Genomic DNA, 25283 nt, shown 5'->3' with positions numbered 1-25283 from the left:
AAACAAGAGATTTTGATAGAAGCCGGCGTGTCGAAGTGGCCGACTACGAACTGCTTTACATCGGCGCAATGACGGCTATAGATCTGATTGTGGCGATCGTTATTTATGTGCTGATCGTGAAAATATGGCGGACTTGCACGCGAGGGAGAAGTCGTTGATTTGCTTCTCATCGAAACTCAGAACAGCTTGCCCGGATTCAAAATGCCGTGCGGATCGAGCGCGCGCTTGATCGCGACCATCGCCGCAAGCTCGGCCGGTGAGCGCGAAATCGGCAGGAACTCGCGCTTCAGCGAACCGATGCCATGCTCCGCCGACACCGACCCGCGCAACGGTCCGAGCATCTCGTAGACGAACGCATAGACCGCGTGATGATTGACGCCCGGAATCGAATGACCATCCACGGTCAGATGCAGATTCGAATCGCCGATATGCCCGAAGAAATACGCTTCGTTGCCCGGCCAGCGCTGATCCAGCGACGCGCGGCAATGGTCGACGAACGTGCCGATCTCGCCGATCGGCAGACTCACGTCGAAGTTGATCGGATCGAGCTTGAGCGGAAACTCCGCCGTGCACTCGCGGATCGCCCATAGCGCGCGCGCATCGGCGACCGACTGCGCGATCACCGCGTCGCGCAACGCGCCCGCTTGCAGCGCATCGGTCAGCGCCTGGGCGAAGCGTTCGCCAGCGTCGTCCCCATCGAAGCCCGCGTGCTCGATCAATGCATAGAGCGGATGCGCGGCGTCGAACGGCGAGCGCGCGCCCGTCAGCTTCACGCCGAAGTCGTAGAAGTCCGGCCACATGAGCTCGAACGCGCCGATGTCGTTGCCGAATCGCGTCGCGAGACGACGCAACAGGCTCACCGCGGCATCGTAATCGTCGAGCGCGACGAGCGCCGTATGACGCGCCGCACGTCGCGGATGCAGCCGCAGCACCGCGCGCGTGATCACGCCGAGCGTGCCCTCCGAACCAATGAACCAGTGCTTCAGGTCGTAGCCGGTGTTGTTCTTGACCATCTTGCCGAGCGAACTGAGCACGTCGCCATTGGCGAGTACCACTTCGAGACCGAGCACCTGGTCGCGCGCGGTCCCGGACTGGATCACGCGATTGCCGCCCGCGTTGGTCGCGAGATTGCCGCCGATCTGGCACGAGCCGCGCGCGCCGAGGTCGAGCGCGAGTTCGAAGCCGGCTGCTTCGGCAGCTTCCTGAGCGGTTTGCAACGTGGTGCCGGCACGAACGGTCAGCGTGGCCGACGCGGTGTCGAGTTCTTCGACGCCGCTCAGGCGTTCCAGCGACAACGCGATATCGTTGGCGCGCGCGATCGCGCCGCCCGCGAGTCCGGTCATACCGCCTTGCGGTACCACCGGCTGATGCGCGGCGTGGCAGATCGCAAGCGCACGCGATACTTCGTCGGTCGTGCGCGGCAACAGCAGTGCGGCCGGACGCGTCGGCTCGTGGCGCGTCCAGTCGGTCAGCGCGCGTTCGCCGATCTGCTCGTCGACGCGCACCGCGTCGACGCCGAGCGCGGCGCGCAAGGCCGCGAGTGTCGTCGCGAGCGGTGCGGTTGCGGCTGGGGTTGCGGTCCGGGTCGTCTTGTCGTCGGTGATGCTCGGTTCTGTCATGCAGGAGGTCCTTACTGTGCCGTAGCGGCGAGTTTCTTGCGGTAGCCCATCGAATCGTTGATGCGGCCGAGGATATAGTCGCCCGCGGCGACCGGCTGATATTTGCTTTGCGCGTCACTCGCGCCGAGCTCACGCGGATCGACGCGCGCGCCGTAGGTCGGATCGTAGAACGTCGCGATCGAATAGCGCTCGCGCCCCGATGCATTGATCACGCGATGCAGCGTCGAGCGGAAGCGGTCGTTGGTCCAGCGCGCGAGCAGATCGCCGACGTTCACGACGAAGCTGCCTTCGACTGGCGGCGCCTCGACCCACGTATCGTTGGCGATTTCGCGCACCTGCAGGCCGCCGACCTGATCCTGCCACAGCAATGTGATGCAGCCGTAGTCGGTGTGCGGCGCGACGCCGAACTGATCTTCGTCCGACTGCGGCGGCTGCGGCGGGTAATAGACCATTTGCGTGCGCTGCATGCGCTTCGTGTAGCGCGGCGCGAAAAAATTTTCCTCGATGCCGAGACTCACCGCGACCGCGCGCAGCAGCTCGGCCCCGCACGCGCCGACCGCCTCGTAATAGTCATACAGCACCGGCCGCAACCCGGGCATGAAGTCCGGCCAATTGTTCGGCCCGCGTAGTGCCTGGCCCGCCAGCACGTCGGGATCGTCTTCCGGCAGTTCGAGGCCGATGCTGAAGAACTCCTTGTAATCGGGCCGCTTCGCCTGATACATCGTCGCGTCGCCAAGCGCATTGAAGCCGCGATGCCGATGATTGACCGCCGCGCGTCGTTTCGTGTCGACCGGAAATGCGAAGAAAGTGCGGGCAGCCTGCGCGGCGGCATCGATCTTCGCTTGCGGCACGCCGTGATTGACGATATAGAAAAAACCGATCGTCGTACACGCTTCATGAATTTCCTTCGCGACGCGTCTGAGCGCCTGCTGATCGCCCGCACGCACGCCGGCGACATCGATGATCGGAATGCGGCTCACGGGCATCGCGCGGCTCCTTCGAGGATCGGTATTGCAGTGGTATATACCGCCAAAAGCAGCGCCGCAAGTTGCTTCGCACGCCCTCGATATCAGGGCTTTTCTCTACTCACGCGAGCATTTATTTTTCGCCGGCAACGCGGTATATACTGCCCAGCGAGGCCCCGCAACGCGCTGCCGGCGCGGCGGGTCTGGAACGAACACTTCGACACGCCGGCAACCTAACACCAATTCGCCCCCGGAGAACCCCATGCGTATCCTTGCAGGCTGGAAATGTCGTCTGGTCATGCTGGCGCTGTGCGCTGCAAGCGTCGCCGCGCACGCCGAAGACCAGCTCGCCAAAGTGAAGAAAGCCGGCGAACTGGTGGTCGGCACCGAAATGCAGTTCGCGCCATTCGACTTTCTCGAGAACGGTCAGCAGGCCGGCTTCAACATGGAGCTGTTCGCGGAGATCGGCAAGGAAATCGGCGTGAAGGTGCGCTTCATCGATCTGCCGTGGCCGAGCGTGCTGCCCGGTCTCGAAGCGGGCAAGTTCGATATGGTCGGCGGCCCGCTGACGGTCACGAAGGCGCGCATGGAACGCTACACGTACACGCTGCCCGTCGCCGATGCGACCGACGCGCTGCTCAAGCGCGCGAACGATGCGTCGATCAAGCAATCGTCGGATATCGCGGGCAAGACGGTCGGCGCGGGCAAAGGCACCGCGCAGCTGGACCAGCTGAAGAGCTACGCGGCCACGCTGCCGAAGCAGCCTGAAATCCGCGAGTACGTCGACAACAATCAGGCATATGCGGACCTCGCGGCGGGCCGTATCGCCGCGGCAGCGAACTCGATGACCAACATCGCGTATGTCGCGAAGCAGCGCCCCGAGATGTTCGCGGTCGTGCAGCCGCCGTTCGGCGCGAAGGTGTACTTCGCGTATGCATTGCGCAAGGACGCCGACAGCAAACCGCTCGCCGACGCGTTCAACGCAGCGCTCGTGAAGATGCAGAAGGATGGCCGCCTCGCCGCGTTGCAGAAAAAGTGGTTCGGTGTCGCGATGGAGATGCCGTCCACGATGCCCACGCCGAACTACTGAGCGTCTTCAACGTGGGCGTCCCGCGTCGTGCAATAGTTTCGCCGTAGCGCGGCGCGCGTCGCCCTTCCCCTTCAATCGGCCGCGACCCATGTTCAACACGACCGTCTTCGTTCAGGGCCTGCCGCTGCTGCTGCATGCGGCGCTCGCCACCGTCGGCATTTCGCTGACGGGGCTCGTGATCGGATTCTTCGTCGGCATCGGCGTGTGCACCGCGCGGCTGTCGCAGCATCGCGCCGCGCGCCTCGCGGGCGGCGCCTACGTGTTCTTCTTTCGCGGCGTGCCGATGCTCGTGCAGCTGCTGCTCGTGTACTACCTGCTGCCGTTCGCCGGCATCAACGTGTCGCCGATCGTCGCCGCGATCAGCACGGTGTCGCTGTGCTCCGCGTCGTATATCGCCGAAATTCTGCGCGGCGGTTTTCTGAGCATTCCGCCCGGACATCTCGAAGCCGCGCGCATGCTCGGGCTTTCCCCGCTCGATACGCTGCGGCGCATTCTGGTGCCGCAAGCATTCCGTTTGACGCTGCCGTCGCTCGTCAACGAAATGGTGCTGCTGATCAAGGCTTCTTCGCTGATCTCGGTGGTCGGCGTCGCCGAGTTGACGCGCACCGCGCAGAACATCGCCGCGAGCACTTACCGGCCGCTCGAAGCGTATGTCGCGGCCGGGCTCATCTACTTCGTGATCTGCGGTTCGCTCGCGCTGGTCGCGCATGCGGCCGAACACCGTTTGCAGCACGCCTGAATCGACTCACGTTTAAGCGAACCTCGCCATGCAAACGTTCGACCCGACCGTCATCACGCACAACCTGCAGCCGATCGCCGCCGGCCTGGCGACGACGCTCGCCAGCTGGGCCGCGGGCGTCGCGATCGGTCTCGCGATCGGCTTTTTGATCGCGGTGCTGCAACTGTTCTGCGGACGCTGGCTGCGCGCCGTGTTGCGCGTCTACATCGAGCTGCTGCGCGGCACGCCATTTCTCGTGCAACTGTTTCTGCTGTACTACGGCGGCCCGTCGATCGGCCTCACGCTCGAACCGATGACGGCTGGCATCGTCGGCCTCGGTCTCTACGGCAGCGCGTATTTTGCCGAGGCGTTCCGCTCCGGCTTCCAGTCGGTGCCCAAAGGCCATCTCGAAGCGGCGTCGTGTCTCGGGCTCACGCGCTGGCAGGCCATCGTACGCATCCAGGCGCCGCAGATGCTGGTGCTGATCGTGCCCGCGCTGACCAATCTGATCATCGTGCTGAGCAAGGAGACGGCCGTGCTGTCGATCGTCACCGTGCCCGAACTGACGTTCGTGCTGACCGGCATCGGCTCGGCCACCTTCGCTTTCGTCGAAACCCTGCTGGTGCTGTGCGTGTGCTATCTCGCTCTAGTCGAGCTGACCTCGCGCGCGGGCATGTGGGCCGAAGCCCGCCTCGCACGCTTCATGGCATGATTCCGGAACACCTATGAACGCCATCGCCGACATGCCCTCCACCGCGCAATCTTCCGCGCCGTCCGCCAGCGCAACGGCGAACGCATCGAATGCCGCGCCGCTGATCGAAGTGCGCGATCTGCGCAAACGCTTCGGCGATGTCGAGGTGCTGCGCGGCGTCGATCTCGAGATCGCGCGCTCGGAAGTGGTCTGCATCATCGGGCCGTCGGGCTCGGGCAAGAGCACGCTGCTGCGCTGCCTGGCCGCGCTCGAAACCTACGATCACGGCGACGTGCGCATCGAAGGCGAACTGCTCGGCTATACCGAGCGCAACGGCAAACGCGTGCGCGCCTCGCAGGGCGAGATCAACCGCGTGCGCCGCAACGTCGGCATGGTGTTCCAGCAGTTCAACCTGTGGCCGCACATGACCGCGCTCGGCAACGTGATGGAAGCGCTGCTGCGCGTGCGGCGCCTTTCGTACGACGAAGCGCGCCGCCGCGCGAGCGCGATGCTGGAGACGGTCGGCCTCGCGCACAAGGGCGATGCGTATCCGGCGAAACTGTCGGGCGGTCAACAGCAACGCGTCGCGATTGCACGCGCACTCGCGATGGAGCCGCACATCATGCTGTTCGACGAACCGACGTCGGCGCTCGATCCGGAGCTGGTCGGCGAGGTGCTGCAGGTGATGAAGCAGCTCGCGCGCGACGGCATGACGATGGCCGTGGTCACGCACGAAATGGGTTTTGCCGCGCAGGTTGCCGACAAGGTCGTATTCATCGATCAAGGCCGCATCGCCGTGCAGGGCAAACCGCGCGACGTATTTCACGATGCCGCGCAGCCGCGTCTGCGGCAGTTTCTGCAAAACTATTTCGACCGCAATGCGTTCTGGACGCGCGGCCCGGACGACACCCCGCCCCTATGAGCGCCACCGCTCGCAACAAGCCTCATGGCAAATCGTCCGCCAGCGCGGCCAGCGCCGCGGCCAAAATCGCGCGCGGCAGCGACGAAGCGCCGGCCGCGCGCTACGAGCAGGTCAAACAGCACATTCGCCAGATCATCGACTCGGGCGGACGCCAGGCGGGCGACCGTCTGCCTTCTGAACTCGACCTCGTCGCGACGCTCGGCGTATCGCGGATGACGGTCAACCGCGCGCTGCGCGAACTCGCCGACGCGGGGCTCGTCACGCGCGTATCGGGCGTCGGTACATTCGTCGCGCCGAACAAGCCGCAGTCCACGCTATTGATGATCGCCCATATCGGCGACGAGATCCGCTCGCGCGGCCACGCTTATCGCTGCGATATGGTGCTGTTGCAGCGCGAGACCGCGTCGGTCACGGTGTCGAACGCCTTGGGGCTGACGCCGGGCGCGTCGGTGTTTCATGTGATCTGCGTGCATCGCGAGAACGGTCTGCCGGTGCAGCTCGAAGATCGCTATGTGAATCCGGCCGTCGCGCCGGATTTTCTGCAGCACGATTTCTCGGCGCTGAAGCCGTCCGAGTATCTGCTGACGGTCGTGCCGATGCACGATCTCGAACACGTGGTCGATGCGGCGCTGCCGACGCCTGCCGAAGCAGAGCTGCTCGAAATTCACGCCGAAGAGCCGTGCCTGACGCTGACGCGCCGCACGTGGACGGGCGGCGTCGCCGTGACGTTCGCGCGTTTCGTGCATCCGGGTTCGCGCTATCGGCTCGGCTGCCGCTTTTCGCCGAATACGTCGCAGCGCCAGGGATAACGCGCGCTTCAGCAACCGTACTACACGGTCCCCGCCAGATGAAAACGCGACGCCGGATGCCATAGCCGCACCGAGGTCGCGACGTTCTCGCCGACCCACGTGCGCCGCCACAGCAGCAGACACGGCTCGCCGATATCCATCATCAGATGACGCCGCACATAGGCGTCGGGCTTTTGCGCGTAGATGCGAAACTCGGCGCGCTGCACGGGCGCGAGCCGCACCATGTAGTGATTCGGCGTTTCGACCGAGAAGTCCTGCTGCAGATATTCAGGGAACACCTTCGGATTGACGAAGCGGTCCTCGTACTGGATCGGCTCGGCCTCCTCGCTGTGCACGATGCACGAGTGAAACGCGGGACCGCTCGCGAGACCGAGCGCTTCGAGTGCATCGGCGTCGTCGCTCGGTTCGAGCGTCAGCACGCGCGCCGAATGACGATGACCGCGCGCGGCAATTTCATCGGCGATATTGCGGATCTCCAGCACCGTCGATTCATACCGCTGCGGCGCGACGAAGGTGCCCGAGCCTTGCACGCGCGTGAGCACGCGCTCGGCGGTCAGCTCGCGCAGCGCGCGCGACACCGTCATGCGCGCGACGCCGAACTCCTTGACCAGTTCCGTTTCGGAAGGGATCAGCCCGCCCGGCTTCCATGCGCCTTCGCTGATGCGCTGAAGCACGTAGCGTTTGATCTGCTCGTAGGCGGGCATCGCCTTGACCGGCGTGTCGCGATCGCGATCGCGTTCGGCGGAATGCTGTTTCTGCTCGGCCTGTGCGGCGGGCGCTATGCGCGCCTGTGTCGTTGTTTTCACTCCAAACCTCATCGGTGGTTCGCCGGTGGTACATGAGGTACACCGTGGCCGGTTCTCCGACGGCCGGGCCCAATCTTACCCGGTTCGACGCTGGGAGACGGCTGGAACGCGCTACCAGATAAACGGCACGAAACGGTAACGCACACGAGCCATGTATTGGGTGTAGCCGTCGAGCTGCCCGGCGAGCAGCCGCTCCTCGCGCACCGCGCGCCAGCCCATCCCGTACGCCATCACGGGCAGCGCCACGAGCCCCCACCACGAGCCGAGCATCAGCGGCGTGCCGACGAAGAACACCAGCGCGGCCGCGTACATCGGATGACGGACGTACGCGTAGGGCCCGGTGTCGGCGACCTTGTGTCCGCGGCTCGACTGAATCTTGACCACCGGTGCGGCATAGCTGTTCGCGCGAAACACGAACCGGCACGTGAAGATGCACAGGAACACGCACAACGCGCCGAGGCCCATGAGCCACGACGGCAGCGGCGCGGACCAGCGAAACCGCATCGCGTCGAAACCCATCAGGATCAGCCAGCCGCACCACGCGGCCCCGATCGCGGCCATGAACACACGATCCCAGCGGCTCTGCTGCGCCTGCACGAACGGCGCGAGCCGTTCCGCGAGCAGCGCGGGATCATGACGCGCGAGCCACAAGCCGAGCCACAGACTCAGTACCGCCAGCTCGAACAGATACCACCACGCGGCCGGCCACGCGAGCGTGCCGGCCGCGCCGAACAGCAGCACGCCCATGAAAACCAGCCACGCCAGCGATTGCAGGATCAGACGTGCGATCATCGCGGCGCCCTTGAGCGGTCGGCTCATGCGTCCTCATCGCGCGTACGCACGCGCTCGAACACGTCGGCGATATCGATGTCCTCAAGGTTTAAGCCGAAGCGCTCACGCAGACAGTCGGCGAGTTCGGCGGCGCTCGCGAGGCGCCGTTCGTTGACGATCTGCCCTCGTGCGTCGCGCTCGTTGAACTGATCGTTGAATAGCGCCAGGCGCCGTTCGGGCAATACGCGGCACGCCAGGAGGTTATGAACGAACTTCGAATCCGGTGACGTCGACGTGTACCAGTTCGAGGTTTCGTAGTCGATCCACTCGACTGCGCGCAGATCGACGTGATAAACGCGGGTCCAGCTCTCGTCCGGCGTCAGCACCTCGAGATAGACGGTGTCGCGCCCCGCGTCGGCGAGACGGAACGTGCCGAGCGGAATCGGCTGCGCGAGGCCGGCGGTCTGCCGCAGCGGCGCGGTCAGCGTCACGGCGCCGAAGCCGACGTCGGCGATCCATGCGTCGCCGTCGATATCGACGCGCAGCACCATATGCGTGCGCGGCGCAATCGTGCCGGGCTCGCGGCCCCACACGACGCGCGCAAGCATCGGCGTGACCCGGAAGCCGAGTTGCATCAGCACGTTCGCGAACAGAATGTTCTGCTCGAAGCAGTAGCCACCGCGCTTTTCGGTCACGAGCTTGCGTTCGACGGCTTCGAGCTCGAGCCTGACGGGCCGGCGCGTCAACGGGTTTAGGTTCTCGAACGGGATCGCAGCGGGATGGAGCCGGTGAATCGCCCGCAGCACGTCGAGCGTGGCGGCGCGCGGGCCCTGATAGCCGATCCGGGCGAAGTAGTTTTCCAGATTGATGGTGTGGGACATCGGCGGAATTCCGGTTGGACTGCGGGTTCGACGCGATCATAGCGGCTTTCGGCGCTGAATCGACCGCGCGCGGGACGAAGCGAAAACGCGCCTACAACCCTTTCAACGCCGACGTCGCGATCGACGGCACCGTAATGCCGTGGCTCGATGCGAACTGCACGGCCGAGCTCAGCGTCGACATCAGCGACGGCAACTGCCCCGGCGCCGACTGCGCAATATACGAAGCGCTTTGCGCGGTCTGCGGATTGAGGCCCGATTGCAGCAGCGACGACGGACTCATCTGACCGAGGCTGCCGAGCCCCGACTGCAAGCTCGAATACTGGCTTACACCCTTGCCGAGCGACGACAGACCTTGCGTGAACGCTTCCTTGTTGACCGGCGTCGCAGACGCGCCGCCACTTGCATGATTCGCGAACGCATCGGTCAGCTTCTGCGACAGCGACTGCTGGGTGCTGCCGACCTGCGTCAACTGACTGACCGACGGCGTGCCGCCGCTGAGCAGCCCCGCCGCCTGCTGCGCCTGGCCGGCGGCACTCGTCATGCCCATCGCCGACGCGAGGCTCGACTGTCCGCTCAGCACCTGCTGGTTCGCGCCCACGTAACTCTGCAGCAACTGCGACACGCCGCCCGACGACGCCCCTGTACCCGCCGCGCTATCGCCGCCCCCGCCGATGCCGAACTGCTTCAGATTCAACTGCGCGTGCGCTGCGCCGCCCAGCAACAGACCACCACTCACCAGCAACGAAACCAGAAGAATGCGCTTGCCCATTTCTACCTCCTTACTTTGACTTTCGGGGTGACTCGTGCGCTTCGACACCTCGCCGTTTCGCACGTTCGGCCTGACTACATCAATACGTTTTCATTACGCGACAATGAATATCTGTTTACATCCTCATAAAGTTTAGGCGCAGTCCGTCAATCCGGGAATTACATGCCAGCAATATTGTTGCGAATCGTTCTCATTTTTTTGACTGCCGCAATACGCCTGCGTACGATCACGCCATCAGCCGCTTTGGCAGCCTGGGACAACATGCGATGTCGCGCCAGGCAATCGCCGATTGATAACATCGGTCGAAACAACACTAATGAGGATTTCGATGCAGTTCGCCCAACTCAATGGATCGCGTGCCAATGCGCGTCCGGTTTGCGACGCTTCCGCAGGTCCCGGCGCAACTCATCGTACGCGTTTGCCTTCGATGCGGCGCGTCGCGCTGTGCACGGCCTTCGCGTGGGCCTCGTTGACCGCCCACGCGGCGCTGGCCGAAGCCAATCCCGATGCGAACCCGGAAGCGCCCGAGGCCGACCTGAACATTCAGGCGACGCAGACCAACCAGTGGACGGGCCTCTGGAACCGCCAGCAATTGCTTGGCGACATGGGCGGCCTGCGTCCGTGGCTCGGCAAGTACGGCATGACCTTCACGCTGACCGAAACCAGCGAAGTGCTGGCCAATCTGCGCGGCGGTCTCGCGCGCGGCGCCAACTACGATGGCCTGACCACCGCCACCTTGCAGATGGATACGCAAAAGGCGTTCGGCCTGCCGGGCGGCCTCTTCAACGTCAGCGCACTGCAAATTCACGGCGCGAACCTGAGCGCGAACAAGCTCGGCACGTTGAATACCGCGAGCGGCATCGAGGCCGACAACGCGACGCGTCTGTGGGAGCTCTGGTATCAGCAGTCGTTCCTGAACAAGCGCGTGGACGTGAAGATCGGTCAGCAGAGTCTCGACCAGGAATTCATCACGAGCACGTATGCGGCCCTGTTCCTCAACACGATGTTCGGCTGGCCCGCGCTGCCCTCGTACGACATGCCGTCGGGCGGTCCCGCCTATCCGCTCGCGGGTCTCGGCGTGCGCGTGCGCGGCCAGATCAGCCCTTCGTTGACCGCGCTTGCCGGCGTGTATTCGGGCGACCCGCTCGGCAACGACCCGGACAACATGAGCGGCACGAACTTCAACCTGCATAACGGCGCGTTGTGGATCGGCGAGCTGCAGTATTCGATCAACCAGCCGGCCGAAGGCGAAATGGTCGGCACGGGCGGCGGCGGTCTGCCGGGCACCTACAAGCTCGGCGTCTGGTACAACACCAACAAGTTCGCCGATCAGCGCTACGACAACATGGGGCTGTCGCTCGCGAATCCGGCGTCGACCGGCATTCCCGCGAATCACAGCGGCAACTACAGCTTCTATGCGGTCGCCGATCAGATGGTGTGGCGCCCCGACCCCGACGAACCACGCAGCCTCGGCGTGTTCGCGCGCGTGATGGGCGCGCCGGGCGACCGCAACCTCGTGCAAGTCGCGGCCAACCTCGGCGTCGTGCTGAAGGCGCCGTTCAAGGGCCGTGACAACGACAGCGCCGGTCTCGCGCTGACCTACATCAAGGTCGGCAGTCACGTGAACGGACTCGACAAGGACTTCCTGGCATTCAACGGCAGCCCCTACGGCGTGCGCACCAGCGAAACCACGCTCGAGGCGACCTACCAATATCAGGTCAATCCGTGGTGGCAGTTGCAGGCCGACGCGCAATACACGTTCAACGCCGGTGCGGGCCAGAACCCGAACGACCCGACGCAGCCGCTGCGCAACACCTTCGTCGTCGGCGTGCGGACCAATATCAACTTCTGACGCCGCCCGCCGCGCGCTGGCGACCAGAATCCGTACGCGCTCGTGGTCGCGCCGGTCAGCAAGGGCACCGTGAAGAAAGGCGACGTGCTGGTCGGCAACTTCAACAACTCGACGAACCTTCAGGGCACCGGAAGCACGATCATCGACTATCACCGGACACCAGACAGATGACGGTGTTCGCGACCGTGCCGCGCGATCTGAAGGAATGCCCGGGCGGCATCGGCCTGTCGACCGCGATGACGATGCTGAAGTCGGGCTGGGTGATCGTCGGCAGCACGCCGAGCAACGACGGCACGACCGGCACCAAGGGCGCTGGCTGCCTGATCGTGATCGACTCGCTATCTGTGCCCGCGTCCGGGTGAGCGCGTGCGGCTCGCGGTCGAGGGTGAAGTGACCGCCTATTCGCGCGCCTGAACGACTAAGGCTGGCACGTTCGGCTACCGCAGCGACAGATCCTGCACCATCTGCTGCGCCAGATAATCGCAGGTCGGCCGATCCGATTTCGCGCTGCGCGCGACCACGATTTCGAGCGGCGCGATTCTCGGCAGGCCTTGCGCGTCGCCGAGTATCGCGAGCCGCGGCGGCACGCTGCACCGCGTCAGCGCAATCACCGACAACCCGGCATCCACGGTCGCGACGAGCCCCATCAGGCTCGCGCTGCTGAATGCCGCGCGATAACGGATGCGCGCGCCATCCAGCGCAGCCAGCGTGTGCTGGCGTGCGACGCAGCCCGGCTCGTACAACCCCACCGGCAACGGCGAGGCCTTCAACACCGGCGTATCGACCGACGCCCCCACCCACACCATCGGTTCGCTGCGCACGAATTCGCCGCGCAGCTTGCGGTCGCGCGTGACGAATGCGAGGTCGATCTTGTTGTCGGCGAGCATCGGCGCGAGCGCCGTGCTCTGCGCGCAGACGATCTCGATCTCGACGCGCGGGTACAGCGTCGCGAAACGCCGCAACACCGGCGATAGCAGCGACGACACATAGTCGTCCGGCGCGCCGAGCACCACCCGCCCGGTCACCTCGGGCCGCACGATCGCCGACCACGCCTCCTCCTGCAACGCAAGCGCGCGCCGCGCGTATTCGAGCAGCGTACTGCCGGGCCGCGTCAGCGACAGGTTGCGTGTGTTGCGTGCGAACAGCGTCGTGCCGAGCATCGTTTCGAGCCGCTTGATCTGCATGCTGACCGCCGCCTGCGAGCGATGCACGCTCGCCGCCGCCTTCGTGAAGCTGCCCGCCTCCACGACCGCGACGAAGCTGCGCAACAGATCGACGTCGAATTCAGGGTTCAAGATTTATCAACCGGGCTTATGGAATTGCTCAATTTAATTCGTTTGTGAACAGGTCGCAAGCGGCGCAATACTCGCAGGCATCATGTTACGGAGTCATTGCGCATGTCTCTCACCTCACGTCAACAAGGCGCGATCACGCTGGCGAGCGGCGGCCTGCTGATGGGCACGATCGGCGTTTTCGTCGAGGAGGCGCGGCTCGATGCGCTGACGCTCGTATTCTTCCGCTGCCTGTTCGGCTTTCTCTCGCTCGCCGCCTATTGCGCATGGAAGGGCTTTTTCACGCACGCGCAGTTCACGCGCCGCACGGTCGCGCTCGCGCTGATTTCCGGCGTGCTGATGGTCACGCAATGGGTCGGCTTTTTCGATGCGATTCATCGCACCAGCATCGCGGTCGCGACCGTGGTGTTTCATGTGCAGCCGTTCTGGGTCGTGCTGATCGGCGCGGCGCTCTTTAACGAGCGGCTCGGCGCGGACCGGCTCGGCTGGATCGCGACGGCGTTCGTCGGGCTCGTGCTCGCATCGGGCGTGATCGCGGCCGGAAACCTGCAAGGCCACAGCAGCTATCTGATCGGCTTGAGCGAAGCGCTGCTCGGCTCGCTGCTGTATGCGAGCGTCACGCTGATCGCGAAGAGCCTCGGCGAAATGCGCCCGCATCTGCTGACGCTCACGCAATGCGCGGTCGGCGTGATCTGTCTGCCGCTGATCGCGCCGCTCATCGCGCCTTTGACGCTCACGCATATCGGTCCGATGCAGTGGTTCTGGCTGATCGGCATGGGCGTGCTGCACACGGGATTGTCGTATGTGCTGATTTACGGCGCGCTGCCCAAGCTCAGCACGCCAGTGATCGCGGTGCTGTTGTTCGTGTATCCGCTGACAGCGATCGTCGTTGATGCGCTCGTGTATGGCCGTGCGCTGTCGCTGTCGCAACTGGCGGGCATGGCGCTGATCGTCGCCGCGAGTCTCGGCGTCAATCTCGGCTGGCCGTTGCTGACACTGCTGCATCCGGGTGGGCGGACACGCAGTCACGCGAAGTAAAGCGCGCCGCCCGCCCTGTTCTTACTGCGGCAGCGTTTCGCCCTTCGTCTCCGGCGCGAACGGAATCACGAACAGGCCTAGCACGAACACGAGCGCGGTCAACGCGATCGGCACGCCGAGCGTCTGCATATGCAGCACCGCCGCGCCGAGCAGAAAGTTGACACCGGCGCCGACGAAGCGCCCGAACGACGTGCAGAACGCAAACGCCGTCGCGCGTACACGGGTTTCGAACTGCTCGGGCAGCCACAGACTGAACAACGCGAAGTTGCCGCCGAAAAAGCCCAGCACGAACAGCCACGCGATGAACGGCGCGAGCCCGTTCGGCAGATAGAACGCCCAACCGAAGCTCGCCGCGATCGACACCGCCATCCCCGCGAAGTACACCGCGAGCGTCATCTTGCGGCCGATGCGCTCGGCCAGTGGCGGCAGCGCGAGACAACCGAGGATCGTGCCGATCGACAGCAAGCCGGTCGCGAGCGACGCGGTGCGAATCGAATCGCCCTTGGACATGCCGGCGCGCGCCGCCAGTTGGATCACCGCGGACGGCTCGTAGACGGCGCCCGCCCACAGCCCGATGATCGCGATGGTCAGCAGAATGCACGCGACCCAAGTGCGACGCCGGTAAGCCGGCCCCATGATCTCGCGCAACGGCTTCACGCGCACCGTCTTTGCGTCGGCTTTCTGCCACTTCTCCGGCTCCTTCACGCGCAGCAGAATCAGAATCGCGACGACGACCGGTACCGCGCCGGTCAGGAACATCGCGCGCCAGCCGAAATGCACGCCGACCGTGTAATTGAGCGCAGCCGCGAGAAAGAAGCCCGCGTAGTAGCCGGTCTGCAGATAACCGGCGCCCATTTTGCGACGATCCTCCGGCCAGGCCTCGGCAACGTAGGTGCCCGCGAGCGCCCATTCCCCGCCGATCCCGACGCCCGCGATGAAGCGATAAATACCGAGCTGCCACACATTGGTCGAGGTCGCGGCGAGCCCGGTGAAAATCGCGAACGTGAAGATGGTGGCGGCGAGCACCTTGGTGCGGCCGAAGCGATCGGCGAGCGGTCCCCAGATGAACGACAGTCCCCAACCGACCAGAAACAACGCGAACAGGATCGATCCCGCGAGGCCGACATTCGACGGCGTCGCCGCGAAGCCCGAACGCGGCAACAGCTCGGTCAGCGCGGGCGTGAGCACCAGCGCGTAAATGAACGAGTCCATGCCGTCGAGCGTCCAGCCGGCCCACGCTCCCCAGAACCCTGCGATCTGCGAACGATTGAGCGGTGTGCGCTGACGCGCGACCGCTCGTCGGTCGGTTACTGTATTCATCATGCTCCTCCGGCCTGCGATAGTTGAATGTGACGAAGAAAGGGACGGGCGCGCTTGGGGATGGCTCGACGACGTTGATTGATCGGCGATGTCCTCGTACAACTCATTCAGAGGACGGCGTGAGCACTTGCCTGGATGTGGTTCAAGACTTCCGGGTTTGCCCGCGCTGAAATGCGCGTCTTTTCATATATAATATTTGATATCATGACAGACGCAACTGAAGGTTTTCCCCTGGACGCGGCTATGACCGGTTCGTTTCTTCCGGCCGCCGCGCCGCGCGAAAGTACCTCGCACATGATTGCCGAGGCGCTGCGCGCGGCGATCGTCGACGGCACGCTCGCGCCTGGCGCCCCGCTGCGCCAGGACGCGATTGCCCGGCATTTCCTGGTCAGTGCGATTCCCGTGCGTGAGGCGCTGCGCCAGCTCGAAAGCGAGGGCTGGGCACGCGCGGCGGTCCATAAAGGCGCGAGCGTCGCGCCGCTGTCCGCCAACGAAGCGCGCGAGATCTACGAGATCCGCTCGGCGCTCGAAAGTCTCGCGCTCGGCCTTGCGATTCCGAATCACACCGCCGCGACGCTGCGCGAAGCCAGGGACTTGTGCCGCGCCGCCGAGCGCGAAGAGGATCCGTCGCTATACGTCACGCGCAATGCCGCGTTCCATATGTGTCTCTACGCGCCCGCCGGCCGGCCGCAGCTCGCGGACATGATCGGCTTGCTGCACCGGCGCGGCGAACGCTATCTGCGCCTGAAGTTCGGCTTGCCGTCGTACAAGGGCGAGTCCGACAGTGAGCACACCGCGCTGCTCGAAGCCGTCGAGCGCCGCGATATCGCGACCGCGCAGTCGCTGGTGGTCGCGCATCTGCTCGGCACCGGCGAGCTTCTGCATCGTTTCCTGACCGAGCGCGCGCGCGAAGAAGCGCTTGCGCATCAACCGAAGCCGCGCGGCCGACGTCCGCGCGTTACCACCGGGAGCTGATCGAACCGATGACCGAGCCGATGAACCACTCCGCCGAAGCCGCCGCATCGCGGTCCACTGCCCGCTCGTGGACGACCCGGCGCGACGAAAAGAACCGCCGCCTCGCGGCCATCGCGCCGTGGCTCGAAGACGGCGTGCTGCCCACGCACCGCATCGTCGATGCGCTCGAAACGCTGATCCAGCCCGGCGAGCGCGTCGCGCTCGAAGGCGACAACCAGAAGCAGGCCGACTTCCTGTCGCGCTCGCTCGCCAGGGTCGATCCGCACAAGCTGCACGACGTGCATCTGCTGATTTCGAGCATCAGCCGTCCTGAGCACCTGACGCTGTTCGAGCGCGGCATCGCGCACAAGGTCGATTTCTCGTTCGCAGGGCCGCAGAGTCTGCGCGTCGCGCAACTGCTCGAAGACAGCCAGCTCGAAATCGGCGCGATCTATACGTATGTCGAGTTGTATGCGCGCATGTTCGTGGACCTGACGCCGCACGTTGCACTGCTGTGCGCGGACAAGGCCGACCGTCACGGCAATTTGTACACCGGCCCGAATACCGAGGACACGCCGACGATCGCCGAGGCCGCCGCGTTCCGTCACGGCATCGTGATCGTGCAGGTCAACGAGATCGTCGACGAATTGCCGCGCGTCGACATTCCGGGCTCGTGGGTCGACGTGGTCGTGCAGGCGGACCGTCCGTTCGCGGTCGAGCCGCTGTTCACGCGCGATCCGCGCCATATCGGCGACTTGCAGGTGCTGACCGCGATGATGGTGATACGCGGCATCTACGAGCCGTATGGCGTCACGTCGCTGAATCACGGCATCGGCTTCGATACCGCGGCGATCGAACTGTTGCTGCCCACCTACGGCGAATCGCTCGGTCTCAAGGGCAGAATCTGCCGCAACTGGACACTCAATCCGCACCCGACGATGATCCCCGCGATCGAATCGGGCTGGGTCGACAGCATCCATTGCTTCGGCAGCGAGGTCGGCATGGAAGCGTATATCGAGGCGCGCCCCGATGTGTTCTTCACCGGCAACGACGGCAGCCTGCGCTCGAACCGCGTGCTGTGTCAGTTGGCCGGGCAATACGGCGTCGACCTGTTCATCGGCTCGACGCTGCAGATCGATGCGGACGCGAATTCGTCGACGGTCACGCGCGGACGCCTCGCCGGTTTTGGCGGCGCGCCGAACATGGGCCACGATCCGCGCGGCCGGCGTCATTCGAGCGAAGCGTGGCTGAAGCTGTTGAAGGGCGACGGCGCGGTGTCGCGTGGCCAGAAGCTCGTCGTGCAACTCGCGGAAACGTACAAGAAAGGCGGCGAGCCCACCTTCGTCGATGAACTCGACGCGGTCGCGGTCGGCGCGAAAAACGGCATGCCGATCGCGCCGGTGATGATCTACGGCGACGACGTGAGCCATGTGGTCACCGAGGAAGGCATCGCGCATCTGCACAAGGCCGAAGGCATCGACGAGCGGCGCGCGGCGGTCGCGGCAGTGGCCGGTGTCACGCCGATCGGTCTGCGCGCGAAGCCCGAGAAAACCGCGGAATTGCGCCGGCGCGGCATCGTCGCGTATCCGGAAGATCTGGGCATCCGGCGCGGCGAAGCGAAGCGTTCGCTGCTCGCGGCGCGCAGCATCGACGATCTGGTCACGTGGTCGGGCGGACTGTACGCGCCGCCCGCGCGCTTCCGGAGCTGGTGACGATGGCGTCCGCTGCTGTTCTTCCTGAACGGTTGGACGCGCCGCATGTTTCGGTCCTACACGATGCATGTGGCAGGTCGCCGGTCGCGCTGTTTTCCGACGCCCAACTCGCGCGCGACGCGATCATCGCGCTGATCGACGAGGCGGAGCTCACGCCGAAGCCCGCGCTCGTCGACCGGCGCGGCAGCGGCGCGCATCGCGACCTCGATCTCGCGATCATGCGGCGCTCCGCGCACGCGCTCGAACCGACCTTCGCGGCGCTGGCGCGCACGGCGCGTCGCCGCGGCGAACCCTCGGCGCTGCTGCGCGCCGAGCTCGCGCAGATCGGCCGCGCGGGCGAACAGGACATGATGCAGGCGACGGGAGGGAGCAATGCGCATCGCGGCGCGATCTGGATCATCGGCTTGCTGGTTGCGGGCGTCGCGCTCGAAACGGCTTCGAGTTCCTGCATGCGTGCGCACAAACATGGCGATCCCAACCATCTCGATACCTCGCGCGTCTGCACGCTGGCCGCGCAGATCGCCTGCTTCCCGGATCGCTTCGCCGCTTCGTCCGATAGCCACGGCGAACGCGCGCGTCGACGCTATCAGGTCGGCGGCGCGCGGCGCGAAGCGCAGGATGGCTTTCCGCACGCGCTCGACGTCGGCCTGCCGGCATTGCACGCGGCCCGCGCGCGCGGCCTCGACGAAAACGCCGCGCGCATCGATGCGTTGCTCGCGATCATGAGCAGGCTCGACGATACCTGCCTGCTGCATCGCGCGGGACTCGCCGGCTTGCAGGCGGGGCAGCGCGGCGCGCGGCGCGTGCTCGACGCGGGCGGCAGTTCGACAGTCGCGGGCCGCGTCGCGCTCGACGCGCTCGAACGCGAACTGCTGTCGCTGAACGCATCGCCGGGCGGCGCGGCCGATCTGCTCGCCGCCACCCTCTTTCTCGACATGCTGGCGCATCGCGACGCCAGCCGGAGCTGAGCCTCATGGAACATCTGACCTTCGACTATCCGGCGCAACGCGCCGTCACGACCCGCGCGCACGTCGGCGTGGTCGGCTCGGGCGATCTGGAAGTGCTGCTGTCGCCTGCTGCCGCCGATCCGGGCGGTTCGGCGCTCGCCGCGCACGTGGTGGTGCGCACCAGCGTCGACGGCTATAGCCACATCTGGAAGAGCGTGTTCGACCGCTTCTTCACGCGCTACGACGGCGCCGTGCACATCGAGATCAACGACTTCGGCGCGACGCCGGGCGTGGTCGCGTTGCGGCTCGCCGAAGCCGTCGAAGCGGCCGGGGAAGGAGACAGCGTATGAGCACGAGCGCCAGCGTACATAGCGCGCCGCTGCTGCGCGAAAGCTTCATCGAACTGCCCGCGCGCGAGCGCGCCCGCTCGCTGCTCGACGCGGGCAGCTTCCGCGAACTGCTCGGACCGTTCGATCGCATCGAGTCCCCGTGGCTGCCCTTGCAGGGCATCGTCTGCCAGGCCGACGACGGCTGCGTGATCGCGCGCGGCACGATCGACGGCGAACCGGCCGTAGTCGCCGCGATCGAATCGGCGTTCCAGGGCGGCAGCATCGGCGAAGTGTCGGGCAGCAAGATCGCCGCAGCGCTCGAGATGGCGCTACGCGACTGCGAACGTGGCAAGCTCGTGCGCCCGGTCGTGCTGTTCGAGACCGGCGGCGTGCGGCTTCAGGAAGCGAACCTTGGGCTTGCGGTCATCGCCGAGATTCAGGCGGCGATCGTCGCGCTGCGCCGGCGCGTGCCGGTGGTCGGCGTGATCGCCGGCATGGTCGGCTGCTTTGGCGGCATGTCGCTCGCGGCCGCGCTGTGCTCGTATCTGATCGTGACGAAGCAGGGACGGCTCGGCATGAACGGACCTGAAGTGATCGAGCAGGAAGCCGGTATCGAAGAACTCGATGCGAGCGATCGCCGCCGCGTATGGCAACTGATCGGCGGCGAGCAGCGCGTCGCGAGCGCGCTCGCGGACACGCTCGTCGACGACGATGCCGAGGCCGTGCGCGCCGCCGTACGCGCCGCGTTTGCGCAAGGCGTGCCGTCCACGCATCGCAGCGAGCAGGTCGACACGTTCTTGCAGAGGCTCGCGCGGATCGATCCGGCGAGCGTCACGCCCGAGACGCTGCGTGATGTGTACAACCCGCAAGGGCGCGATGCGTCGAACAGGGAGCAGGCATGAACGATACGACACTCACGCGCGGCGCGCGCTGGTTCAATGCACTTGCCGGCGAATCGTCGCGCGCGGCGCCCGTCTGGAGCGGCGATGCGCCGCTCGGCGGCGACACCGCGCGCTTCATCACGGTCGTGCCCGATCCCGCGAACCGTTTTCCGCGCGCGACCACCAACGTGGTCGGGCTCGAACAAGGCTGGCAACTCGCGCGCGCGGTGCGCGAAGCGATCGAAGCGGATGCGGGTGTGGACGCCGGCACGCGGCGCCCGATCGTCGCCATCGTCGACGTGAAGAGCCAGGCGTACGGCTATCGCGAGGAAATGCTCGGCATTCACCTCGCCTGCGCGGCCGCCGTCGACGCCTATGCGAGCGCGCGCGACGCCGGCCATCCGGTGATCGCGCTGATCGTCGGTCCGGCGATGTCCGGCGCGTTCCTCGCGCACGGCTATCAGGCGAACCGCATCGTCGCGCTCGACGCGCCCGGCACGATGGTCCACGCGATGGGCAAGGAAGCGGCCGCGCGCGTCACGCGCCGCACGGTCGAAGAACTCGACGAACTCGGCGACACGATCGTGCCGATGTCGTATTCGATGACGTCGTTCGCGAAGCTGGGGCTGCTCGATCAGTTGATCGAAGGCATCGACGCGGACGCGCCCGACGCGGCACAGATCGAGCGCGTGCGCACGGTGCTGGTCGAGCAGATTCGCAGCGCGCGCGAGGGGGATCGTACGCTCGCGCGTCGGCTGGAATCGGCGGCGGCGCGGCAGACTCGCGCGGCGTCGATCGAGGTGCGGCGGCGTCTTGCCGAACAATGGGATGCCGTGTGATGCGCGTGTGTGCGGCTGCGCCCTTCTCCACCGTGCACGCCATGTCGTGCGACACGCGGTGGCGGCCGCATGATCTGCTGCACTTGCGGCGGCTGGACTCGCCCGATGACGAACCAGCGTGGGTTCGCGACGCGTTCGAACGCGCGCCGTATGCGGTCGTCCGGCGCGCGTTCGCCGCTGATGGTTTCGTCGCGATCGGCGTACGCGGTGCGAAGCGAGCGCAACGCTACGGCACATGGGTGCATGCGGACGATATCGTCGGTGCCGTGTCGCCGGAATCGCTCGCGCAGACGCAAGCCGATGCTGGACGTGATGCATTGCCCTCGTTCGTTGCACTGCTCTCGTTGCAACGTGATTCGGGCGGTCCGCTTGGTGGATTCGCTTGGGGACCTATTGGCAGCACCGGCTTTGAACTGGCGACGCACGTGCCGACTGTCAACGAAACGAGCGACCTCGATCTGTTGATCCGCGTGCCGCAACCGCTGGCGCTGAATGTCGCGAGTGCTTTGCTGGAGCAACTGCAAACGCTCGCGGCGCATATCGGTATCCGCATCGATGCGCAACTCGAAACGCCCGCGGGTGGCGTGGCGCTCGCGGAATGGGCCGCGGGCAAGGCGCGCGTGCTTGCCCGCGATGCGAGCGGCCCCCGCTTGATCGCCGATCCGTGGTCGGCGGTTGCTCACAATGGCATTGCCTGATGCTCGCGCTTCTGTTCCCCGGCCAGGGTGCGCAGAGCGAAGGCTTTTTGCATCGACTGCCGCAGCATCGCGCGGTACAGGACACGGTCGCTGAAGCCTCCGACACACTTGGCATCGACGTGCTGACGCTCGACTCATCCGACGCTTTCGATTCGACGGTCGCGGTGCAACTGGGCTTGACCGTCGCGGGCGTCGCGATCATGCGCGCGCTCGCCGATGAAGGATTGGTGGCGGAGATCAGCGCGGGACTGTCGATCGGCGCGTATGCGGCGGCGGTCAGTTGTGGCGCGGTGGCGTTCCGCGACGCGCTGAAGATGGTGCAGCGACGCGCCGAGCTGATGGAAACCGCTTATCCGGCGGGCTATGGTCTCGCGGCCGTCTCCGGCTTGAGCGAGCAGCAGGCGGAAACGCTCGTTGCACAGCAGGCCGCGGAGCAACGGCAACGCGTGTATATCGGCAACGTCAATGCGCCGCGCCAGATCGTGATGGCCGGCGCGGACGATGCGCTCGACGGGTTCATCGAACGCGCGCTCGCGGCCGGCGCGCGTAAGGCCACGCGGCTCGCGGTCAGCGTGCCCTCGCATTGCGAATTGCTCGCGCGTGCGAGCGACGAACTGCTGGCGTACTCGCGCACGTTGCATGTTGAAAGACCGCGCGGTGTTTATATCGGCAATCGCGGTGGACGCCCGTTATATACGGCCGATGCGATTCGCGAGGATCTTGCGACCAATATGCGTTACACCGTGCGCTGGTTCGATGCGCTGACCGTGATGCAGGAAATGGGCGCGCAGGTGCTGGTCGAGGCGCCGCCGGGGCAGGTGTTGACAGATATCGTGAGGGAGAATTTTTCTGAGGTCAGTGCGTTGGCTGCGAGTACATTGCCGTTTGACAGGTTGGTGGGGACGGTACGCAGGCGGTTGGAGCGTGGCTGACGGGGTGTGCTTTGCGGTGTGCGAATGCGGCTGGGCCAGGGGCGTCTGGGAGCTTCGGCCAGACGCCGCTCTCGCAAGCCGGCGTCGGCGAATGGTCGCTCTCACCGATGTGGAATGAGTCTTCCCGACCTCAATGCGACATCCGTGGCTGCGCAAAGCGGTCATTCCGACGCCGAGTCGCAGCCTGTGTTGCACCTTGCGCCTCGGCAGCGCATGACTTGGAGCGTCAGCGCCGGCGCGTAGCCGAACGGCAGAAAATGGCCGCCCGCTGCCCGAGGCAGTCCGCGCTGGTCTGCCCGATCAGGTCGTTCGATGGCGACCACCGTCATGACTGTTTTCAATCCAGTTACGACTTGAGCTCGAGTTCAGCTAACGGTCGCATCAAAGGCCGTGCGAAGCTGCTGATTCGCAGAAGCTACCTCGACGGCTCGGACACGCTGCCGGGCAGTTGCCGCACCAGCTCGATGAATGCCCGCAACCCGGCGGGAATATGTCGGCTTCCGGGAAAATAGAGAAACAGTCCGGGAATGAGCGGGCACCAATCACTGAGCACCGCAACGAGCCGCTTGCGTGCCATCGCGTCGCGTGCATACGGCTCGGGTACGTATGCAATACCGAGTCCCCCCAGTGCCGCTTCGATCATCAACGTATTGCTGTCCATCGTGAGCGCGCCGGGCGGATCTATCGTGAAGGCCTGACCGTGACGCGCAAACTCCCATCGATAGCGTTTGCCACTGGGCAGACGTTGCCGGACGCAGCGATGGGCCTGCAATTCGTCCGGCACGGCAGGCCGGCCATGCTTGCGCAGATAACGCGGCGACGCCACTGCAACAAAGCGTGAATCCTCGCTGACCCGTACCGCGATCATGTCCCTGGGTACCGCTTCACCGAGCCTTACGCCTGCATCAAAGCCTTCCGCGACGATATCGACGAAACGTCCGTCCGAGACGAGATCCAGCTCCATCTGCGGATACATCGCCAGAAAGCGCGGCACGACAGTCTGGAGCAGTTGACGGATCGCCCCGTCGCTTCCATTGATGCGCAGCGTGCCGCGAAGCGCCTCATCTTCCCGCGCGACATCGTCGAGCACGTGATCGAGATCGCTCAGCACAGGGCGCAGACGTGCAAGCAAACGCTCCCCCGCTTCTGTCAGGGATACGCTGCGCGTGGTCCGGTGCAGCAAGCGCACATCCAGATCGTTCTCGAGTCCGCGCATCGCATGGCTCAGCGCCGAACGCGACACGCCCAGTTCGCCTGCGGCCTGCACGAAGCTCCGCCGCGCGGCTACGACCATGAACGCCTGCAAAGTCGTTGAGAGTCGGTTTGCCCATTGGTGAACTTCCTTCAACACGTCATGCCGATCGGCCTAGCTTCTCCGACGAATTCCATTGTTCTAGCATGAACTCCTGATCCTTCCAACGGAGCATGAGCATGACGAAGAACTGGCTGATCACGGGCGCATCGAGCGGACTGGGGCGTGGGCTGACGGAGAAGCTGCTGGCACGCGGCGACGGCGTTGTCGCGACGCTGCGCAGGCCCGGCGCATTGGACGATCTGCGCAAGCAACACGGCGACCGACTGGAGGTCGTCACTTGCGACCTGACGAACGTCGATGCAATCAGAGCCGCTGTAGCGCGGGCATTTGCTGCGCTCGCGCGCATCGACGTCGTCGTCAGCAACGCGGGCTACGGGCTGTTCGGCGCGGCCGAAGAGCTCGACGACACCCAAATTGCACGGCAGATCGAGACGAATCTGACCGGGTCGATCCAGTTGATACGCGCGGTCATTCCGCGTCTGCGGAAACAGGGCGGCGGACGGATCGTGCAGGTGTCGTCGGAAGGCGGCCGAATCGGCTATCCGGCTTTTAGCATTTATCACGCGACGAAATGGGGAATCGAGGGTTTCGTCGAAGCTGCCGCGCAAGAAGTCGGACCGTTCGGCATCGACTTCGTGATCATGGAGCCCGGTCCTACGCGCACCAACTTTGGCGCGGGTCTCGATCGCGCGGCGCCGATGCGCGTGTACGACGACACGCCCGTCGGTGAAATCCGGTGCGCACTCGACGCTGGCTATTTCGATTTTGCGGATGCGGCGAAAACTGTCGACGCAATGATCACTGCGATCGACAGCCCGTCCCCTCCGCTACGGCTTGCGCTGGGCAAGTCTGCGTACGAATCGATACGTGCGTCGCTGACAAAGCAACTCGCGAGTCTCGAGGCGCAGAAGGAGATCGCGTTGTCGGTGATGGAGCGTGGATAGCCAGATGGCGAGCCACTCGATGGCCCCGGAACGTAGCGCAAGCGACGTTTCTGAAGGATGACTTCCGAGGGATGAAGAGATTCGAACAGCCGAACACTTCGTCAACCAAGGGAGCAGATGTGGCCGGTCCGTAGTTGACGCGATCGCCCCAGATCGACACGCAAGTGCCCTCCGAATCCCGCGTGCCAT

Annotated in this window: 25 protein-coding genes and 1 pseudogene; 17 read left to right on the top strand and 9 right to left on the bottom strand. The window is 65.3% G+C overall.

Annotation, left to right across the window (positions count from 1 at the left end):
• Positions 1–176 precede the first annotated feature (176 nt).
• Together HDG39_RS21470 and HDG39_RS21465 are read right to left on the bottom strand one after the other, a co-directional pair.
• Positions 177–1619, bottom strand: coding sequence for an FAD-binding oxidoreductase (locus tag HDG39_RS21470; RefSeq protein ID WP_184008398.1), 1443 nt, complete (start codon positions 1617–1619; stop codon positions 177–179).
• Between the two features lie 11 nt (positions 1620–1630).
• The gene (locus tag HDG39_RS21465; protein ID WP_184008396.1) at positions 1631–2605 is read right to left on the bottom strand and encodes an isopenicillin N synthase family dioxygenase; all 975 of its coding nucleotides are present in this window, start codon (positions 2603–2605) and stop codon (positions 1631–1633) included.
• 241 nt (positions 2606–2846) lie between these two features.
• On the opposite strand from HDG39_RS21465, the gene HDG39_RS21460 reads away from it, so the two are divergent.
• The 5 genes from HDG39_RS21460 to hutC (HDG39_RS21440) all read left to right on the top strand — a co-directional run bounded on the left by HDG39_RS21460 (position 2847) and on the right by hutC (HDG39_RS21440) (position 6814).
• Positions 2847–3674, top strand: coding sequence for a transporter substrate-binding domain-containing protein (locus tag HDG39_RS21460; RefSeq protein ID WP_184008394.1), 828 nt, complete (start codon positions 2847–2849; stop codon positions 3672–3674).
• Between the two features lie 88 nt (positions 3675–3762).
• A complete protein-coding gene (locus HDG39_RS21455; protein ID WP_018420800.1) occupies positions 3763–4413 on the top strand; it encodes an amino acid ABC transporter permease in 651 nt (216 codons plus the stop codon).
• A 28-nt stretch (positions 4414–4441) separates the two neighbouring features.
• Positions 4442–5104 carry an amino acid ABC transporter permease gene (locus HDG39_RS21450; RefSeq protein WP_184008392.1) on the top strand — a complete coding sequence of 221 codons (663 nt, stop codon included), beginning with the start codon at positions 4442–4444 and terminating at the stop codon, positions 5102–5104.
• 13 nt (positions 5105–5117) lie between these two features.
• Positions 5118–6005: an amino acid ABC transporter ATP-binding protein gene (locus tag HDG39_RS21445; RefSeq protein WP_311667045.1), complete on the top strand. Its 888-nt coding sequence runs from the start codon at positions 5118–5120 to the stop codon at positions 6003–6005.
• A complete protein-coding gene (gene hutC, locus HDG39_RS21440; RefSeq protein WP_018420797.1) occupies positions 6002–6814 on the top strand; it encodes a histidine utilization transcriptional repressor HutC in 813 nt (270 codons plus the stop codon). The genes HDG39_RS21445 and hutC (HDG39_RS21440) overlap by 4 nt, the downstream gene beginning before the upstream one ends.
• A gap of 20 nt (positions 6815–6834) precedes the next feature.
• On the opposite strand, the gene hutC (HDG39_RS21435) is transcribed toward hutC (HDG39_RS21440), so the two are convergent.
• The 4 genes from hutC (HDG39_RS21435) to HDG39_RS21420 all read right to left on the bottom strand — a co-directional run bounded on the left by hutC (HDG39_RS21435) (position 6835) and on the right by HDG39_RS21420 (position 10041).
• Positions 6835–7620, bottom strand: coding sequence for a histidine utilization transcriptional repressor HutC (hutC, locus tag HDG39_RS21435; protein ID WP_018420796.1), 786 nt, complete (start codon positions 7618–7620; stop codon positions 6835–6837).
• 111 nt (positions 7621–7731) lie between these two features.
• Positions 7732–8412 carry a methyltransferase family protein gene (locus tag HDG39_RS21430; RefSeq protein ID WP_026225859.1) on the bottom strand — a complete coding sequence of 227 codons (681 nt, stop codon included), beginning with the start codon at positions 8410–8412 and terminating at the stop codon, positions 7732–7734.
• A gap of 23 nt (positions 8413–8435) precedes the next feature.
• The gene (locus HDG39_RS21425) at positions 8436–9272 is read right to left on the bottom strand and encodes an arylamine N-acetyltransferase family protein (protein WP_184008390.1); all 837 of its coding nucleotides are present in this window, start codon (positions 9270–9272) and stop codon (positions 8436–8438) included.
• 91 nt (positions 9273–9363) lie between these two features.
• Positions 9364–10041, bottom strand: a complete 678-nt coding sequence (locus HDG39_RS21420; protein WP_184008388.1) for a hypothetical protein — start codon at positions 10039–10041, stop codon at positions 9364–9366.
• A gap of 328 nt (positions 10042–10369) precedes the next feature.
• On the opposite strand from HDG39_RS21420, the gene HDG39_RS21415 reads away from it, so the two are divergent.
• Positions 10370–11893 carry a carbohydrate porin gene (locus HDG39_RS21415; RefSeq protein ID WP_184008386.1) on the top strand — a complete coding sequence of 508 codons (1524 nt, stop codon included), beginning with the start codon at positions 10370–10372 and terminating at the stop codon, positions 11891–11893.
• 9 nt (positions 11894–11902) lie between these two features.
• A pseudogene (locus tag HDG39_RS21410) lies at positions 11903–12231 on the top strand (hypothetical protein); the annotation flags it as partial.
• A 99-nt stretch (positions 12232–12330) separates the two neighbouring features.
• On the opposite strand, the gene HDG39_RS21405 reads toward HDG39_RS21410, so the two are convergent.
• Positions 12331–13188: a LysR family transcriptional regulator gene (locus HDG39_RS21405; protein ID WP_184008384.1), complete on the bottom strand. Its 858-nt coding sequence runs from the start codon at positions 13186–13188 to the stop codon at positions 12331–12333.
• A 102-nt stretch (positions 13189–13290) separates the two neighbouring features.
• Between HDG39_RS21405 and HDG39_RS21400 the strand changes: the two genes are divergently transcribed.
• The gene (locus HDG39_RS21400; protein ID WP_184008382.1) at positions 13291–14223 is read left to right on the top strand and encodes a DMT family transporter; all 933 of its coding nucleotides are present in this window, start codon (positions 13291–13293) and stop codon (positions 14221–14223) included.
• A gap of 21 nt (positions 14224–14244) precedes the next feature.
• Here HDG39_RS21400 and HDG39_RS21395 read toward each other — a convergent pair whose 3' ends face one another.
• A complete protein-coding gene (locus HDG39_RS21395; protein WP_184008596.1) occupies positions 14245–15543 on the bottom strand; it encodes an MFS transporter in 1299 nt (432 codons plus the stop codon).
• Positions 15544–15747: 204 nt separating this feature from the next.
• Between HDG39_RS21395 and HDG39_RS21390 the strand changes: the two genes are divergently transcribed.
• Genes HDG39_RS21390 through mdcH form a run of 8 tightly spaced genes read left to right on the top strand, consistent with a single transcriptional unit; the run spans position 15748 to position 22835 of the window.
• A complete protein-coding gene (locus HDG39_RS21390) occupies positions 15748–16518 on the top strand; it encodes a GntR family transcriptional regulator (RefSeq protein WP_184008380.1) in 771 nt (256 codons plus the stop codon).
• 20 nt (positions 16519–16538) lie between these two features.
• Positions 16539–18209, top strand: coding sequence for a malonate decarboxylase subunit alpha (gene mdcA / locus HDG39_RS21385; RefSeq protein WP_184008378.1), 1671 nt, complete (start codon positions 16539–16541; stop codon positions 18207–18209).
• Positions 18210–18211: 2 nt separating this feature from the next.
• Positions 18212–19177 (top strand): triphosphoribosyl-dephospho-CoA synthase, encoded by a 966-nt coding sequence (locus tag HDG39_RS21380; RefSeq protein ID WP_184008377.1) that lies wholly within the window; start codon positions 18212–18214, stop codon positions 19175–19177.
• 5 nt (positions 19178–19182) lie between these two features.
• Positions 19183–19506, top strand: coding sequence for a malonate decarboxylase subunit delta (locus HDG39_RS21375; protein WP_184008375.1), 324 nt, complete (start codon positions 19183–19185; stop codon positions 19504–19506).
• On the top strand, positions 19503–20387 hold the full coding sequence (locus tag HDG39_RS21370; RefSeq protein ID WP_184008373.1) for a biotin-independent malonate decarboxylase subunit beta: 885 nt from the start codon (positions 19503–19505) through the stop codon (positions 20385–20387). The genes HDG39_RS21375 and HDG39_RS21370 overlap by 4 nt, the downstream gene beginning before the upstream one ends.
• Entirely contained in the window at positions 20384–21205 is an 822-nt protein-coding gene (gene mdcE, locus HDG39_RS21365; protein ID WP_184008371.1) for a biotin-independent malonate decarboxylase subunit gamma, read from the top strand. The genes HDG39_RS21370 and mdcE overlap by 4 nt, the downstream gene beginning before the upstream one ends.
• Positions 21205–21903: a malonate decarboxylase holo-ACP synthase gene (locus HDG39_RS21360; protein WP_184008594.1), complete on the top strand. Its 699-nt coding sequence runs from the start codon at positions 21205–21207 to the stop codon at positions 21901–21903. The genes mdcE and HDG39_RS21360 overlap by 1 nt, the downstream gene beginning before the upstream one ends.
• Entirely contained in the window at positions 21903–22835 is a 933-nt protein-coding gene (gene mdcH / locus HDG39_RS21355; RefSeq protein ID WP_184008369.1) for a malonate decarboxylase subunit epsilon, read from the top strand. Before HDG39_RS21360 ends, mdcH begins: the two co-directional genes overlap by 1 nt.
• 415 nt (positions 22836–23250) lie before the next feature.
• On the opposite strand, the gene HDG39_RS21350 is transcribed toward mdcH, so the two are convergent.
• Positions 23251–24129: a LysR family transcriptional regulator gene (locus HDG39_RS21350; RefSeq protein ID WP_184008367.1), complete on the bottom strand. Its 879-nt coding sequence runs from the start codon at positions 24127–24129 to the stop codon at positions 23251–23253.
• A gap of 137 nt (positions 24130–24266) precedes the next feature.
• On the opposite strand from HDG39_RS21350, the gene HDG39_RS21345 reads away from it, so the two are divergent.
• On the top strand, positions 24267–25094 hold the full coding sequence (locus HDG39_RS21345; RefSeq protein ID WP_184008365.1) for an SDR family oxidoreductase: 828 nt from the start codon (positions 24267–24269) through the stop codon (positions 25092–25094).
• Positions 25095–25283 lie beyond the last annotated feature (189 nt).

Source organism: Paraburkholderia lebeckiae (assembly GCF_014201005.1).
In the GTDB taxonomy this organism is placed as follows: domain Bacteria; phylum Pseudomonadota; class Gammaproteobacteria; order Burkholderiales; family Burkholderiaceae; genus Paraburkholderia; species Paraburkholderia tuberum.
This window is presented reverse-complemented; position numbering and strand designations above follow the sequence as displayed.

Excerpts from the sequence above, each read along its gene's own strand:
- HDG39_RS21470 (WP_184008398.1), bottom strand. The coding sequence starts at position 1,619 with ATGACAGAACCGAGCATCACCGACGACAAGACGACCCGGACCGCAACC.
- HDG39_RS21465 (WP_184008396.1), bottom strand. The coding sequence starts at position 2,605 with ATGCCCGTGAGCCGCATTCCGATCATCGATGTCGCCGGCGTGCGTGCG.
- HDG39_RS21460 (WP_184008394.1), top strand. The coding sequence starts at position 2,847 with ATGCGTATCCTTGCAGGCTGGAAATGTCGTCTGGTCATGCTGGCGCTG.
- HDG39_RS21455 (WP_018420800.1), top strand. The coding sequence starts at position 3,763 with ATGTTCAACACGACCGTCTTCGTTCAGGGCCTGCCGCTGCTGCTGCAT.
- HDG39_RS21450 (WP_184008392.1), top strand. The coding sequence starts at position 4,442 with ATGCAAACGTTCGACCCGACCGTCATCACGCACAACCTGCAGCCGATC.
- HDG39_RS21445 (WP_311667045.1), top strand. The coding sequence starts at position 5,118 with ATGAACGCCATCGCCGACATGCCCTCCACCGCGCAATCTTCCGCGCCG.
- hutC (WP_018420797.1), top strand. The coding sequence starts at position 6,002 with ATGAGCGCCACCGCTCGCAACAAGCCTCATGGCAAATCGTCCGCCAGC.
- HDG39_RS21430 (WP_026225859.1), bottom strand. The coding sequence starts at position 8,412 with ATGATCGCACGTCTGATCCTGCAATCGCTGGCGTGGCTGGTTTTCATG.
- HDG39_RS21425 (WP_184008390.1), bottom strand. The coding sequence starts at position 9,272 with ATGTCCCACACCATCAATCTGGAAAACTACTTCGCCCGGATCGGCTAT.
- HDG39_RS21420 (WP_184008388.1), bottom strand. The coding sequence starts at position 10,041 with ATGGGCAAGCGCATTCTTCTGGTTTCGTTGCTGGTGAGTGGTGGTCTG.
- HDG39_RS21415 (WP_184008386.1), top strand. The coding sequence starts at position 10,370 with ATGCAGTTCGCCCAACTCAATGGATCGCGTGCCAATGCGCGTCCGGTT.
- HDG39_RS21400 (WP_184008382.1), top strand. The coding sequence starts at position 13,291 with ATGTCTCTCACCTCACGTCAACAAGGCGCGATCACGCTGGCGAGCGGC.
- HDG39_RS21395 (WP_184008596.1), bottom strand. The coding sequence starts at position 15,543 with ATGAATACAGTAACCGACCGACGAGCGGTCGCGCGTCAGCGCACACCG.
- HDG39_RS21390 (WP_184008380.1), top strand. The coding sequence starts at position 15,748 with ATGACAGACGCAACTGAAGGTTTTCCCCTGGACGCGGCTATGACCGGT.
- mdcA (WP_184008378.1), top strand. The coding sequence starts at position 16,539 with ATGAACCACTCCGCCGAAGCCGCCGCATCGCGGTCCACTGCCCGCTCG.
- HDG39_RS21380 (WP_184008377.1), top strand. The coding sequence starts at position 18,212 with ATGGCGTCCGCTGCTGTTCTTCCTGAACGGTTGGACGCGCCGCATGTT.
- HDG39_RS21375 (WP_184008375.1), top strand. The coding sequence starts at position 19,183 with ATGGAACATCTGACCTTCGACTATCCGGCGCAACGCGCCGTCACGACC.
- HDG39_RS21370 (WP_184008373.1), top strand. The coding sequence starts at position 19,503 with ATGAGCACGAGCGCCAGCGTACATAGCGCGCCGCTGCTGCGCGAAAGC.
- mdcE (WP_184008371.1), top strand. The coding sequence starts at position 20,384 with ATGAACGATACGACACTCACGCGCGGCGCGCGCTGGTTCAATGCACTT.
- HDG39_RS21360 (WP_184008594.1), top strand. The coding sequence starts at position 21,205 with ATGCGCGTGTGTGCGGCTGCGCCCTTCTCCACCGTGCACGCCATGTCG.
- mdcH (WP_184008369.1), top strand. The coding sequence starts at position 21,903 with ATGCTCGCGCTTCTGTTCCCCGGCCAGGGTGCGCAGAGCGAAGGCTTT.
- HDG39_RS21350 (WP_184008367.1), bottom strand. The coding sequence starts at position 24,129 with ATGGTCGTAGCCGCGCGGCGGAGCTTCGTGCAGGCCGCAGGCGAACTG.
- HDG39_RS21345 (WP_184008365.1), top strand. The coding sequence starts at position 24,267 with ATGACGAAGAACTGGCTGATCACGGGCGCATCGAGCGGACTGGGGCGT.